Raw genomic sequence first — 13,804 nt, forward strand, 5'->3', positions numbered from 1 at the left:
AATCGCCTTCGGGCGATTTTTTATTTGGACAGTTTTTTGCTATACCCCGCACCAATTTATCTTGTCAGAAAAATTGGTGCGGGGTATACTTAGATTATTAAATATTATATTTTAAATATATGGAACAAGTTAAAGCAAGTCCCAAAGCACTCAGACTATTTTATTTCTGGGCTGGTATAGTGGCTACTTTTGCCTATCGGATTATTATAGTTTTGAATTTTTATAGTACCACTTGGGTAAAAATATTTTGGTATATAGGTACAGTTGGATTTATTATTTATTTTATTCATCGTTTTGATGTTTCCAAAAAAAGAGCCTCGCTGATTGTAGATCATAGGCTAAGAGAAAAGCTGGATAAAAACACTTTGGATGAATTGGAAGGTGACGACAAAGAGGCTCTGGCTTATATTTTAAAGACCCTTGTTTCATCCAAAGAAAAATGGAATTATTATGCTATTTTTATATTGTCAGGCCTAGCCTTAATAGTGGGTATATTATTAGACTTTATTTTTAAAATTTAAAATATGAAAAAAGTATTTATTTTATTTATTATTATCTTAATTATATTTTTATTGTCTGCTAGAGTGCCGAGGTTAAAAAAATTTTTAGTAAATAATTTTTCTAACCGTCAAAATAATAATAGTTGGACTATAAATGACAACCCAACACAGATAAATAATAACACCAATAACAATACAAATACCAATCCAGATGTGCCTAATAATCCAATTGATGGGCGCGATATATTTGGTTTGAATACTTCTATGCCATCTAGGGAAGCTCTTTTATATTCTTTGAGTAAAATGGACGATTTAAATATAGACAAAACTCGTATCTGGGATAATTGGATATTAAGAGAGCCATCTCAAGGACAATATGACTGGTCAGGTTTGGATCTTAGAATAAATGAGATATATAACAGCGGAAAAGAATTTATATTAACTATAAAACCAGTGGGTGTAAAAGACGGAAAATCAGCTTGGTATTGTGATCAGAAACAGGCCAATAAAGATTCGTGTATTTTTGATATACAGTATGAGGACGATTTTGCTTTATACATAGAAGCAATAGCAAAAAGATATACTGGTAAAATAGCTAAAATACAATTTCAAAATGAATGGGATTCTGATTATCATTTTGTAGGCACAGGACAGGACTATGTAAAATATGCCAATATACTTTATGAGGCAGTCAAAAAGCACTCGCCAGAGACAGAGGTGTCGCTGGGCTCAATAACAAAATATCCTTTATTATACTTGGCGGGCTGCCAGCTAGGTTTGTTGGATACTTTTTATTATAAGACTGGCCAACTGGTCTCTAGCAGTCAAAGGCAAGCTTGGTGTGATAATCCCGATACTATAGCTATGTATGAAAGAGTAGCCTATGTTTTTAAAAATGCTAGGTATGATATGGTTGATGTGCATTTTTATGATGATCCTCAGTATTGGGATGAGTATATGGAAGCTTTGGGCACTTTGAATACTCGTAATTTACCGGTGATTATTACTGAATTTGGTGGACCAAATGCCGATGATACTAGAATAGATGCATATGATGAAAATGTACAAGCTAGTGAGCTACAAAGATATTTAGACAAAATATATGAATTACCGGTTGTGGAAGCGTATTATTTTAGGTTGATAGAAGGGGAAGGGGAAGGAATTAATCATCCTCTTACTGGTCTAATGAAATTAATAGAAGGTAATTCTACTCCAGTGGCAAAACAGACTTACGAGGTTTTTAAAAATAGATTAAAATAAGTTTTTGCATGGAAAATACTTTGCAAATTTGTTATCAAAAGTCAGTGGCTCTACTGAAGAAAAATTCCGATAGACATGGTATCTCGGCCAGCTCAAAATCTAGCAAGGCCAAAGCGAGAAATTATTTATCCGTTTTTGGTCGTGACGCTTCTATATGCTCTTTGGGTATGGTTGTATCATCAGACAGGGCGCTAATTGCCAGTGCCAGACAAAGTTTGGATACTTTAGCCAGATATCAGGCGGATAATGGGCAGATTCCCTATTTGGTACAAACCGATAAAAAGCAGGCAGATTTTTATTATTTTGGTTCAGTAGATTCAAGTCTTTGGTGGTTGATTGCTATCAAATTTTTTGATCAAAATACAAGATATAACTTAGAAAAAAAATATAAAAAGCAGATACAAAAAGCTATCAATTGGCTCCAGTGTCAGGAGCATCCAAATTTCTATTTGTTGCTTCAGCCTGAGGCAAGTGATTGGGCAGATCTAATGCCGCGTTCCGGTTTTGTTTTGTATACGAATGCTTTGTGGTATTGGGTCAAAAAACTTTATAACTTATCTGATGCCGATAAGACCAAAAAATATTTTAATTATATTTTTGATAAAGATTTTATAGCACCAAAAAACGAAATTAGGTTGATAAAGCTTTTGGCTAGTATCAAAAATAAACAAAACGGACCATTATATCCCAGTTTTGTAAACAGAAGTTTTGTAGGTACAGAAGATGATGTCTTTGGTAATATTTTGGCGGCGATGGTTGGTTTGTCAGAGTTAAAAAAATCAAAGCAGATTGTTGATTATTTAAAAAAACATAAAGCTAATAGCCCTTTCCCTATAAAAGCTGTATTAAAACCAATAAAAAAAAGTGATCCAATGTGGCGGTCTTATATGGATTATCTGAAACAGAATAAAGTAGATTTATATCACAACGGGGGAGTCTGGCCATTTATAGGATCTTTTTGGGTGATGCTTTTAGTAATTATAGGAGATAAACAAGCAATAGATCAATTACAAAAATTAGCTGAGCTAAATCAAAAAAACAATTGGCAGTTTAATGAACATTTTGACGGCAAGACACTAAAAGCTATGGGCATGTCCGGACAGTCTTGGAATGCTGCTACTTATATTCTAGCTTATAAATTTTTGAATAATAATTAATCAAAATACTATGAACAAAAAAACATCACCAGCTTTTTTGGGGCTGTTGCAGGCCTTGGGGGTAGTAATCTATTGTTTGATTATAGGTTTCTTCTTTTCTTTTATGGCCAAATATGGCAATAAAGAAGCAGATAATATTTTGACTACTGCTTTAATGCTGACAATCCTCGTGTTTTCGGCCGCTGTTACTGGACTGATAGTATTTGGTCGCCCAGTATATTTGGTCATGCAAAAAAAAGTAAAAGAAGCTATGAATCTTTTGGGTTATACTTTTTTATTTTTATTTTTTATTATTATAATTGTTTTATACGTATCTTTTATTTAAATATATGATAAATGATAGAGATGTTTATGGCTACAAAGTAAGTGGCCAAGCTGATGCCAAAGATGGCATTGATTATTTAGATTTAAAAATAGACAGAGAAGAAGCGCGTGTTTTTTTTGAACAGGCCAGGATAAAAGGCTCGGCTCAATTTGAAGATGATAAAGGAAAAAATTATACTTTGATCAAAAATAGTGACGGTCGCTATACAGTAGAAAAAAGGGCATCATCTGGCGGTGGCTGGTTTTGAATTTTTGTGATTTGTGGTATTATAAAAACAAATAATCATTAAGGTGGCAAAAATATGTCAAAGAAAAAAGAATTCAATCTTTGGGAAATTCTGGTCGTAGTCGTTTTTGTTTCAGTCATGTTTATTGCTGGTATGTACATTTGGGGACTAAGCAAATAAAACTATAGATTGAAGGATGTCTATCAAAAATCATCCTATGCTTTTATGCTAAACACATAGAAGATTGATGGATGGTTTTTTATTTTTATAAATGTTATAATTGTTTTACATAATAAATAATAAATATTATGAAAAATAAATTAAGCTTTATATTTTTAATATTTTTGTTTCTTTTACCTCTTTATTCTAATGCGCAAGAAGAAGAACTAGCTTATCCGGCTGGTACTCTTTTAGCCTTGGATGGAGTAGAGAATTCGGCGGTTTATCTTGTAGGATCTGATAACAAAAAATATGTTTTTCCGGATAGCAAAACCTATTTTACTTGGTATCAAAATTTTGATGATGTTATAAAGGTAAACACTCAAGATTTAGATTTTTATCAGGATGGTGGAGTCATGCCCTATCGGGCCGGTAGCCGTCTTGTTACCCATCAAAATACAGCCAAAATTTATGCCGTAGAGCCAAAAGGAGTGTTGCGTTGGATTGCAGATACCCAGACAGCAGAAAATTTATTTGGCATGGACTGGTCAAAGCAGATTCAAGATATTATTCCTGGATATTTTTCATCAAGTTATATAAAAGGCGAAGATTTATCAGACACTTTACCAACTGGTACTTTAGTTCAAGAGGGTAACACTAGTAATTATTATTATATTGAGAATGGCCAAAAAAGAAAATTTTTGGACACAAGTACCTTTATCAAAAATAATTTTGACTTTGATTTTGTCTATTCAAGATATGATTTGGATAATTATCCAAATGGCGATGATATTTTGGATAAAGAAGATAAATTATCGGTTTATTATCTGGGTACAGTAGAGGATAATCTGCCACTTATAAGTCAACCAAAATTAAAAGATCAAAAAATTATTTTTCTTACCCATGCCTTGGGTCGGGATATTTATGAGCAAGGTCAGGTTGATGGTTGGTTTGAAAATTATAATAAAAATAATCAGACAGTCTTGAGTATTGTGGAGCGTGATTTTCCTGACGTACCGTATGCTTGGTCCAATTATCCTTATGATTTTTGGAACCTCTGGGTAAATGGAGCTTGTGATTCAACAGAAGAAGGCATAGAATGTCTGAATACTTTAACTGAAAAGTATAATGTAATAATTTTTAATCATTCTTATGAAGCTTCAAATGTTTTGTTGGATGCCAATTCGCCATCAGCTGCGTCTGAGAGAAAATCAATTGAAAATTATAAAGCTCAGTATAGAGCTCTGAGAGATGAAATGGCTAGATATCCAGAAAATTTATTTATAGTCTGGACACTGCCACCTCGTCATCCGCTTTATTCCCCGGGCAGTGGTACCAGAGATCAAAACGCTCAAAGAGCTACTGATTTTTCCAATTGGCTTAGGCAGAATTGGCTGACAGAAGATGCTAAGGATCATTCAAATATAAAAGTATTTGATTTTAGGTCTTATACTATGGATGAAAACAACTTTTTGAAATATGATTATTTGATAAGTCATAATTCTCCAAATTCACAGATTAATCAAACAGGTAATCAATATCTAGGGCCGATTTTTTCTCAATTCATATTAGATTCTATGAAAGAGGTGTTTTGACTTTATTGACAAAAGATATATTTTGTGCTATTATGTTAGTATAGTAAGTTAAAAATTGGCTTTGGCCCATTATTGGGTCAGCCAATTTTTTGTTTATTTATGAAAAAAATCATCTTAACTACAATTATTATCCTATTTTCGGGGATTTTTTATGTCAAAGCTGGCCAATCAGCCGGTTTTTCTGATTTATTACCAAGATTGAGGGGATATATACTGCTCCAGGTGCAGGAAAATGGAGAGGCTTGGTATGTAAATCCCACCGAAGATGCTCGAATTTATATGAAAAACGGCACGGTAGCTTATAGTGTTATGGCTAATTTGGGTTTGGGAATTAGCAATGATGATCTGGCTAAAATTCCGGTTGGCCTGGAAAAACGTTTTGAGTGTATAGATAATGATGGCGATGGATTGTGCAATAAATTAGAAGAGGGCTTAGAGACAGATTTTAATGATAATGATTCAGATAATGATGGTTATGATGATGGTACTGAAATTTTGAACAATTATAATCCTTTGGGACTTGGTAGATTAAATTATGACTATGCTCTAGCTAATAGGTTGAAAGGTAGGATAGTCCTTCAGGTACAAAAAAGAGGTCAGGCTTGGTATATCAATCCCAATGATGGTAAAAGATATTATTTGAGAGACGGTGAAGCGGCTTATCAAATCATGAGATTTTTATCGTTAGGTATTAGTAATAGTGATTTAGCTAGGATTCCAGTTTCGTCTTTTGATATAATAGACAATGTTATTACACCACCTGACTCAGGGAATGGCTCTGACAACCCAGCGGAAAACTCAGGTGATGATTCTTCAGACAATAGCAATGATGGAGGAGAAGTGATATTACCTCAATGTGGTAACGGAATTATAGAAAGTGGAGAAGAGTGTGATGGTTCTGCTCCAAGCGGTTATACTTGTAACTTATTTTGTAAATTAGTGGTTGATGATTCAGAATCAGGTGATGATGGGGGAGGTAATGTCACAAACCCTGTCCAGCCTCAATGTGGTAACGGAATTATAGAAAGTGGAGAGCAATGTGATGGTTCTGCTCCAAGTGGCTATACTTGTACCAATCAATGTTTATTGGAGCGAGTCCCAGATGACCCACAGGCAATATACAGTAGTTCAATTTTGAATCCTTATAAAGATAGTATAATTGTTGCTCAATCAGATGTACCAGAGGGTTCAGCTTATCAATGGAAAATAAACGGTCAGTCAGTAGAAGGAGGTTTTTCTCCGACTATTTTTTTGGCTCATTATGATGGTAATACAAATACAGTCAATAATGAACAGGCTGTAGCAAATCAAAATATCACTTACTCAGATACCAGTTTTGGTCAAGGTATGTCAGGCAGAGTTGAATATCTCAATGCAAGTAATATAAACATAAATGAGGGGACTTTAGATATATGGCTGACTATGAAAGAAAATATATCAAGTTCGGTTTTTGATAGTGACCCATTTATTTTGAGTTACAAAAATTTACAAAATAATGACGCTTTATATCTATTGGTACACAGCAATGATTTAATTAATTTTACTTTGTATGATGGTGATAGGGGCTGGCCAAATGCTGCCCAAACAGGCACAGGAAAATTTGAGCTAGCTGCCAATAAGCCGTTTATGATGTCAGCTACTTGGTCAGTGACAGAACAGTCAGTCAAATTTTATTTAAATGGTGAACAAATAGCCCGCCGTGATTATGAGGGAGATTTCCCAAATATGGTTATGGGTACGGAGAATTTTAAGATTGGCAATCCAAATGTAATAATTGATGAAATTAGGATTTTAAATAAACCATTGTCTGCTGATGAAATTAGAGAAAATTATAAAAGGGCAGCGCCGTTTTCTAATAATGATATTTTATATTCAGGAAATATAAATCAAGGGGATACCGTGAGTGCAATCTTTAATACTAATGAAGGTCAGATAAGTAGCCAGGCTAATATATTGAGCAATAAAATAAATATTGTTAGTCCTGATGGATATTTTGTCCGGTATACAAATTCCCTGGGTGTGCAATTTAATACTATTAGTAATATGACTTGCCGCTATGGCAGCACTCCAGATTTGTACGATCAATTACCATATTCAGCAGGCAGTGGTACTTTCCATAGCATTAATATCGCTGTCGCCGATCCAATTGAGCCAGTGCCTGTAGCTATAAAGTGTCGCAGTGTGTCGGGTCAAGGAGATGATTACGGATTTTTTAGACAATATAGAATTTTACCAGAACAAAACAACAATTATCCTAAAATTTCTCGCCTATGGTGGGAAAATGCTCCTAGTCAGGATGAAGTAGACTTTTTATCTAAATTTGATATGGTTTCTTTTTCAAAAGCATCGTTTCTTGTCCCGTCCGTTGTCCGTAATATAAAAGCAATAAATCCACAGATTGTATTACTATTATATAAAGATGCAATTGGTCATCAAGATTATGGTGGTGTAGCCTATGAAACTTTTGCTGATCGTTTGGACCCAAGTCTTCGTTTACAGAGCTCAGAGAATATAGGGACTTATTGTTATAGCCCGAGTTTTCCCTACTCAATTCTTTATAATATTTATAATGGATCAAATTATAACACAATAGTAGCTGAACATATGGAAAAAGATATATTTGATCGTCTTAATTATTTTGATGGTATATGGTGGGACGTTGTTGGTACATCTTTTTGGTTTTTATACGATTATGTTAGAGACCCTGGTATTTTTGAGCAATATTGTGATTTTGATTTTGATGGTATAGATGAAGATATTAATAATACTATTGATTCAGCAAAAGCCCGTCAAATCTGGACTGATGGTATGCACGATCAAATGCAAAAAACTAGAGCAGCATTAGGACAAAATATACTAACAGTAGGAAACGGTAGTAGTCCAAACCACAGTGATTATAATGGTAATTTGTGGGAGGAGACCTTTAATTATGGTACATTCAGCAATTATTTTAATCCTAGTTATATTCATAGTTTTTTGTACTGGCAGGAGCATTCACTAACGCCGAGATTAAATGATAATCTTTTTGCTAATAATTATTTTCCAGGCAGCGCTCCTTTTTATAAATATCACCGTTTTGGCATGACCTCAAGTATTATCGCTGGAGTTTATTATAATCCTCAACCGCTAAATAGTAATCGAAATACTTGGTGGTTTGATGAATATTGGGTTAATCCAAAAACAGCTTTTTCAACTGATAACATGTCTGTAGGCAAAGGTTATTTGGGCGAGCCAATTGGGCCAGCTTATGTAGATAATAATCTTGTTTGGCGCCGAAATTTTGAAAATGGTATTGTAATAGTCAATAATACAAATACTAGTAAAAATGTGGATCTGTTTGGGCAATTCAGGCAAATCAACGGTAGTCAAGATCCTACAATCAATGCTGGACAGACTATAGAGACTTTAGATTTAGCGGACTATGATGGTCGGATATTATTGCGCCCTCTTTGTTCAGATAATCCTTATGAAGATCCCTGGTGCATGCCAGATAGCGGTAGAAGCATAGACGAACCGCCAATATTATCACCATAAAAATACCTCCTTTATAAGGAGGTATTTATTTTATTGGTTTAAGGCTGCCAAAAATAGATCTTCATTGGGCTTGTGAGGTAGATGGGAAATATTATTTATATAGTTTATTTTTATATATCCATCTCTATCTATTACTAATTTGGTGACAGATGATTGGTATATTTCCATAGATAAAAAACCTATAATGTCCGTACTTAATATACTAGTTATTATGGATCTGATTAGATTGCCATGACAAAATAATCCAATTCTTTTACCTTGATTATTTTTGTAGATATCATAGAGCATTCTTCTAGATTTTTCTTGAAATTTTTCTAATTCCTTATTCATCCTTCTATATTCTTTGATATTTTTTCTTCTGGTTTTTTCGCTCATACGAAAATATTTTATTTTATACCAGTCGGTCCAGTCAATTTCATTTAATCTGTCGTCAGTAAAAATTTTCTTTTTATGTTTTTTGGCATAAGCCTCAGCTGTTTGTCTGGATCTTACCAATTCAGAGACGTATATTTTTTCTAGTTTTACTTGCTCTAGTTTTTTTATTAGTAATTTGGCTTGTTTTTGACCTATATCAGATAAGGGCATTTTTTCGTCACCCAGCTTGTCTTTTAGCAAATAATTTGGGTGGCAGTGACGTATTAAATAGATTCTGGTATAGGGTCCGTTTATTATGGGGAGTGTTTTACCATAAGGAGTCTGCTGATTGACAGAAGGATTGCGTCTATCCATGTTTATAAAAGGTGATTTAAAATGAAAATCCATATTTTTTGTTTAATATTCTTCTATATTTTAGTATGTTTTGGCGTAAATTGCAATTTGGCTTTTGAAAGAAACTATAGTATATTTACGTATCTAGTATAAATGCTTTTTTATGGTTGATAAAATCAACGTGGACAATTTATCAGATGAAGAACTGGTAGAAATAACCATAAGCAACCAGGAAAATTTTTTGTATTTGATAAAAAGATACGAGACAAAATTGATCAGGTATATTCGTAGGATTTCAGGAATAAACCTAGAAGATGCCGAGGATGTGATCCAGGAGGTATTTATAAAAACTTATCAAAATTTAAATTTTTTTGACAAAGATTTAAAATTTTCTTCTTGGATTTATCGTATTGCTCATAATGAGGTTATTAGTAATTTTCGTAAGAAACAGGCCAGAGCCAAAGAAATAAATTTTGATAATGATGATTTTATAAATAATATTGTTGGAGATGCCGACATTTCAAAAGATATAGATTTGGCCTTTTTGAAAGAGAATATTGGAGAGATTTTGTCAAAAATGGATATTAAATATCGTGAGGTATTAATACTAAAATTTTTGGAAGAAAAAGATTATCGAGAAATTTCTGATATTTTGAAAAAACCAATGGGTACGGTAGCTACTCTTATCAATAGAGCAAAAAAGCAATTTAGAGATGTTTTAAAAAAATCAAACATTCAATTATAAACCCCGCACCTTTTTAAATAATATAATCATATAATAAATTATTAATTTCCAGCACTATATATAAAAAGGTGCCGGGTAAATATATGTCAGGAAGAGATTTATCAAGTGAAGTGTTACAAAAAATAAAAGACGTCAGACAAAAACCACGTTGGTATTTTAGGTTACAAAATTATCTAGTGTGGTTTTTTGGTTTTGCTTCATTGGTCATTGGTAGCTTATCTTTTGCAGTGATTCTTCATATGATGATTACTAATGACTGGGATGTTTATAATGAGATAAGTGGTAGTTTGTTTAAATTTATAATTACTACTTTGCCATATTTATGGTTGATATTTCTGGCTCTTTTTGTCTTGGTGGGCTATTACAATATAAAACACACCAAAAAAGGCTATCGTTTTTCAGTGGGACAATTGGTAATATATAGTGTGGTAGCTAGTATATTTTTTGGAGCTATATTTCATCAAATAGGTATTGGTCAGGCTATAGAAGATAGTCTGAATAGAAGAGTGCCATTTTATCAAGATGTATTTAATGCTAGAAAAAAGATTTGGGCGGCTCCCGACAAAGGGTTTTTAGCAGGGATAGTATTGGAAGTTGAAGAGGACAAGGCTATTATCAGAGATATTGAAGGTAATATTTGGTATGTATCTAATATTTCTACTAGCACACCACAGGAGATTGATATAATGGCTGGTGATATGATAAGGATGCTTGGCCAAATGGTAGATAGCGAGCATTTTGAAGCTAGACAGTTTTTGTCTATGCCAGGCATGAGATGGATGCATGAATTACCACCCCCACCATCAGGTGAAAGAAAAATAAGAGGTATGCGTATTATTAGATAGAAAGCAAGTCGACAGCTTCATAGCTAATAATTAATCGAAAAATGCTAATGAATAAAAATAAACTTTATATCTTATCAAGTTTTCTTGGTCTAGTAGTCACCACTTTAGTGGTATCTAATATAGCTTCTGCTCATTGGGGCAATCCGTCTGTTGAAGGACAGTTGACTCCAAATACTGAAAGATTTCAGGCTATGCAAACCGAGCGTGATGCTATGGTGAGCGCTATAGAAAATAGAGATTATCAGGCTTGGAAAGAAATAGTTGATAGTCGCCCACATATTACAGATTATATCAATGAGAGCAATTTTGATAAGTTTGCTCAAATGCATGAGCTAATGATGGCTGGCAAATTGGAAGAAGCTCAAGCTGTCAGAGATGAGCTTGGTTTACCAGACGCTATGTTTGGTGGCCAGGGGATTGGCAAAGGTTCACACATGGGACATATGTCTGGTCGCTGGCACAATCAGGCAGGTGAATAAAAAATATCTCTTATAAAAATACCCCCTAAACGGGGGTATTTTTCATTTAAGCCAGTTGTATTTTTTTATTAATGTTATATTGGACCATTTTTTGCCAAAGCCGATATTATCTCCAGCTTTGGTCAAACATAGATAGGTTAATACTAGTATATAGATAATATGTTGATCTATAAAAGGGTTGTTTTTTGGTGGCAAAACAGATGAAAATATTAAAAGCATTATTAGGCTACCCGACCAGCTGGCTATTTTCATCGCTATACCAAAAATTAAGGCTAAACCGACAAGCAACATGCCCATCATAAACAGCCAATCAACAGGAGCTGTTCCAGCTATTGAATTGAACAATTCTTCAAAAGGTCCTTTGGCACTATTTAAAAATCCTAGAGTCGGTGATGATCCATTGAGCCAGGATTTGTCATGATTGGTGCTAAACCCAAAACCAAAGAGCTTGTCCAAAAAAGTCCAGAGAAATATCCAGCCCATAAATATACGAAGTATAGCTAAAATATATTTTATTGGCATAGTTTTTTATTAATTATCTTTTATTATAGCATATTAAGGGGAGCATGGTATTGACCTTTATTTATTTTATGCTATTATATACCTATACCCCAGGTATAGGTATATAATAATTCTTATTAAGAATATGACAAAAGACAAAAAAAATCAAGACAAGACTCTTATTAGCTTAAAAAAAGCCAGTAGTCTAATAAACAAGATTATAGATATGAAAGAGGACGGTAGATATTGTGTGGATATTATGCAGCAGAATTTGGCAGTTATTGGTCTTTTAAAATCAATAAACCAAAATCTTTTGGAGGGACATTTAAATAGTTGTTTTAAATCAGCTATAAATTCAGGCAATACAAATAAACAGAAAGAAATGATTGAAGAAATTTTACAGCTCAATAAATTAACCAACAAATAATTTATATATGAAAGACAAAAATTCTAAAGTTTTGTATATATCAGGCATGACCTGCACTTCTTGTGAAATGCTCATAAAAGATGTCATAAAAGAAGCATCAGAAGTCAAGTATGTAAATATAAGTCATAAAAAAGGTACAGCCGAGATAGGTCATGGTGGTGAACAATTACCATGGAAAGAGATAATTTCCAAAATTGAAGAAGCGGGTTATAGTGCTTCGTTTGAGCCAATTAAGTCCAAAAAACATAAAGCTTCTTTTGAGCAGTGGCTTTATGCTGTTTTATTACTAGGTGGTATTTATTTGGTCTATAAATATCTACAATGGATAGGTCTTTTAGATTGGCTTAATGTTGATACCAGCGAAATAAACTATAGTGCCTCATTTATCATAGGTATTGTAGCCTCAATGTCATCCTGTCTAGTGGTAGTGGGCGCAGTGGTTATGTCATTTGCTACTAAATATCAAGCCAGCGGTACATTTTATGATAGAAATTTAAAACCCCATCTTTTATTTCACCTCGGTCGTTTGTTTACATTTTTTATTTTAGGTGGGGTGTTGGGTTTGATTGGCTCTTGGGTCAATATATCACAAAACTTTACTAGTTGGTTTACCATTTTTATAGCCTTAGTTTTGTTTTGGTTGGCTTTAAATATTTTGGGTTTTGTGCCGTCTCTTAGTACTTTGGGTATCAGAATGCCAAAAAAGAGCATGAGGGTCTGGAAAAAACTTCAACAATCAGAGCATGTAATGGCTCCAATCGTTTTGGGGGCTTTTACTTTTTTCTTACCGTGTGGTTTTACTCAGAGTATGCAACTTTTTGCTATGTCATCAGGTAGTTTTATAGTAGGAGGAATGACTATGTTTTTGTTTGCTTTGGGCACTTTGCCAGTTCTATTTGGCTTGGGTGTAGCTACTACTAGATTCAAAAATATGAAGACCGTAGTACTTCAAAAAACAATTGGTTTTGTGGTTTTCTTTTTTGCTTTTTATACGTTGTCATCGGGCCTAGCTTTGCAGGGTTTAGATATAAATTTTTGGCATTCTAATAATATCAGTCAGGTACAAAATACATCAGGAACTCAAATAGTTAATATGGTTGTTGACTATAGTGGCTATACGCCTAGTGTTTTTAAAATTCAAAAAGGCGTCCCGGTAAAATGGCTAATCGACGGCCAACAGGTTTCGGGCTGCACCAACCAGATAATTGTTCCTTCTCTAAATATAAAGCAGGCTATTAATCCCGGAGAAAATATAATAGAGTTTATTCCTCAAGAGGAAGGGACGATTAGCTTCAGTTGCTGGATGGGTATGGTTAGGGGTAAATTTATTGTTGAGTAATAAA

At 33.7% G+C, this 13,804-nt stretch carries 14 protein-coding genes; 12 read left to right on the forward strand and 2 right to left on the reverse strand.

The annotated features are described in order from the left end of the window. Positions 1 to 119: 119 nt before the first annotated feature. The 7 genes from KKH39_01870 (at position 120) to KKH39_01900 (ending at position 8,756) form a co-directional block, all read left to right on the forward strand. Positions 120 to 521 carry a hypothetical protein gene (locus tag KKH39_01870; protein MBU1202769.1) on the forward strand — a complete coding sequence of 134 codons (402 nt, stop codon included), beginning with the start codon at positions 120 to 122 and terminating at the stop codon, positions 519 to 521. Positions 522 to 524: 3 nt separating this feature from the next. Further along, positions 525 to 1,760 (forward strand): glycoside hydrolase family 5 protein, encoded by a 1,236-nt coding sequence (locus KKH39_01875; protein MBU1202770.1) that lies wholly within the window; start codon positions 525 to 527, stop codon positions 1,758 to 1,760. A gap of 8 nt (positions 1,761 to 1,768) precedes the next feature. Then, positions 1,769 to 2,917: a glycoside hydrolase gene (locus tag KKH39_01880; protein MBU1202771.1), complete on the forward strand. Its 1,149-nt coding sequence runs from the start codon at positions 1,769 to 1,771 to the stop codon at positions 2,915 to 2,917. A 10-nt stretch (positions 2,918 to 2,927) separates the two neighbouring features. After that, on the forward strand, positions 2,928 to 3,242 hold the full coding sequence (locus KKH39_01885) for a hypothetical protein (protein ID MBU1202772.1): 315 nt from the start codon (positions 2,928 to 2,930) through the stop codon (positions 3,240 to 3,242). Between the two features lie 4 nt (positions 3,243 to 3,246). Continuing rightward, positions 3,247 to 3,489, forward strand: a complete 243-nt coding sequence (locus KKH39_01890) for a hypothetical protein (GenBank protein MBU1202773.1) — start codon at positions 3,247 to 3,249, stop codon at positions 3,487 to 3,489. 287 nt (positions 3,490 to 3,776) lie between these two features. Further along, positions 3,777 to 5,222, forward strand: a complete 1,446-nt coding sequence (locus KKH39_01895) for a hypothetical protein (GenBank protein MBU1202774.1) — start codon at positions 3,777 to 3,779, stop codon at positions 5,220 to 5,222. Positions 5,223 to 5,321: 99 nt separating this feature from the next. After that, on the forward strand, positions 5,322 to 8,756 hold the full coding sequence (locus KKH39_01900; GenBank protein MBU1202775.1) for a hypothetical protein: 3,435 nt from the start codon (positions 5,322 to 5,324) through the stop codon (positions 8,754 to 8,756). Between the two features lie 30 nt (positions 8,757 to 8,786). On the opposite strand, the gene KKH39_01905 is transcribed toward KKH39_01900, so the two are convergent. Next, positions 8,787 to 9,518, reverse strand: coding sequence for a histidine phosphatase family protein (locus tag KKH39_01905; GenBank protein ID MBU1202776.1), 732 nt, complete (start codon positions 9,516 to 9,518; stop codon positions 8,787 to 8,789). A gap of 109 nt (positions 9,519 to 9,627) precedes the next feature. Between KKH39_01905 and KKH39_01910 the strand changes: the two genes are divergently transcribed. The 3 genes from KKH39_01910 to KKH39_01920 all read left to right on the forward strand — a co-directional run bounded on the left by KKH39_01910 (position 9,628) and on the right by KKH39_01920 (position 11,533). Continuing rightward, positions 9,628 to 10,209 carry an RNA polymerase sigma factor gene (locus tag KKH39_01910; protein MBU1202777.1) on the forward strand — a complete coding sequence of 194 codons (582 nt, stop codon included), beginning with the start codon at positions 9,628 to 9,630 and terminating at the stop codon, positions 10,207 to 10,209. A gap of 83 nt (positions 10,210 to 10,292) precedes the next feature. Then, the gene (locus tag KKH39_01915) at positions 10,293 to 11,054 is read left to right on the forward strand and encodes a hypothetical protein (GenBank protein MBU1202778.1); all 762 of its coding nucleotides are present in this window, start codon (positions 10,293 to 10,295) and stop codon (positions 11,052 to 11,054) included. A 47-nt stretch (positions 11,055 to 11,101) separates the two neighbouring features. Further along, entirely contained in the window at positions 11,102 to 11,533 is a 432-nt protein-coding gene (locus KKH39_01920) for a hypothetical protein (protein MBU1202779.1), read from the forward strand. A 42-nt stretch (positions 11,534 to 11,575) separates the two neighbouring features. Here KKH39_01920 and KKH39_01925 read toward each other — a convergent pair whose 3' ends face one another. Beyond that, positions 11,576 to 12,055 (reverse strand): DoxX family protein, encoded by a 480-nt coding sequence (locus tag KKH39_01925; protein ID MBU1202780.1) that lies wholly within the window; start codon positions 12,053 to 12,055, stop codon positions 11,576 to 11,578. Between the two features lie 124 nt (positions 12,056 to 12,179). Between KKH39_01925 and KKH39_01930 the strand changes: the two genes are divergently transcribed. Together KKH39_01930 and KKH39_01935 are read left to right on the forward strand one after the other, a co-directional pair. Continuing rightward, the gene (locus KKH39_01930; protein MBU1202781.1) at positions 12,180 to 12,461 is read left to right on the forward strand and encodes a metal-sensing transcriptional repressor; all 282 of its coding nucleotides are present in this window, start codon (positions 12,180 to 12,182) and stop codon (positions 12,459 to 12,461) included. A 7-nt stretch (positions 12,462 to 12,468) separates the two neighbouring features. Next, entirely contained in the window at positions 12,469 to 13,800 is a 1,332-nt protein-coding gene (locus KKH39_01935) for a sulfite exporter TauE/SafE family protein (protein MBU1202782.1), read from the forward strand. The last annotated feature ends 4 nt before the right edge of the window (positions 13,801 to 13,804 follow it).

The sequence above is a fragment of the Patescibacteria group bacterium genome (genome assembly GCA_018819405.1).
Classification (GTDB): Bacteria; Patescibacteriota; Patescibacteriia; order UBA1558; family GWA2-36-10; genus XYD1-37-29.

Bases quoted from the DNA above. Each gene is read 5' to 3' on its own strand.
- KKH39_01870 (MBU1202769.1), top strand. From the start codon at position 120: ATGGAACAAGTTAAAGCAAGTCCCAAAGCACTCAGACTATTTTATTTC.
- KKH39_01875 (MBU1202770.1), top strand. From the start codon at position 525: ATGAAAAAAGTATTTATTTTATTTATTATTATCTTAATTATATTTTTA.
- KKH39_01880 (MBU1202771.1), top strand. From the start codon at position 1,769: ATGGAAAATACTTTGCAAATTTGTTATCAAAAGTCAGTGGCTCTACTG.
- KKH39_01885 (MBU1202772.1), top strand. From the start codon at position 2,928: ATGAACAAAAAAACATCACCAGCTTTTTTGGGGCTGTTGCAGGCCTTG.
- KKH39_01890 (MBU1202773.1), top strand. From the start codon at position 3,247: ATGATAAATGATAGAGATGTTTATGGCTACAAAGTAAGTGGCCAAGCT.
- KKH39_01895 (MBU1202774.1), top strand. From the start codon at position 3,777: ATGAAAAATAAATTAAGCTTTATATTTTTAATATTTTTGTTTCTTTTA.
- KKH39_01900 (MBU1202775.1), top strand. From the start codon at position 5,322: ATGAAAAAAATCATCTTAACTACAATTATTATCCTATTTTCGGGGATT.
- KKH39_01905 (MBU1202776.1), bottom strand. From the start codon at position 9,518: ATGGATTTTCATTTTAAATCACCTTTTATAAACATGGATAGACGCAAT.
- KKH39_01910 (MBU1202777.1), top strand. From the start codon at position 9,628: ATGGTTGATAAAATCAACGTGGACAATTTATCAGATGAAGAACTGGTA.
- KKH39_01915 (MBU1202778.1), top strand. From the start codon at position 10,293: ATGTCAGGAAGAGATTTATCAAGTGAAGTGTTACAAAAAATAAAAGAC.
- KKH39_01920 (MBU1202779.1), top strand. From the start codon at position 11,102: ATGAATAAAAATAAACTTTATATCTTATCAAGTTTTCTTGGTCTAGTA.
- KKH39_01925 (MBU1202780.1), bottom strand. From the start codon at position 12,055: ATGCCAATAAAATATATTTTAGCTATACTTCGTATATTTATGGGCTGG.
- KKH39_01930 (MBU1202781.1), top strand. From the start codon at position 12,180: ATGACAAAAGACAAAAAAAATCAAGACAAGACTCTTATTAGCTTAAAA.
- KKH39_01935 (MBU1202782.1), top strand. From the start codon at position 12,469: ATGAAAGACAAAAATTCTAAAGTTTTGTATATATCAGGCATGACCTGC.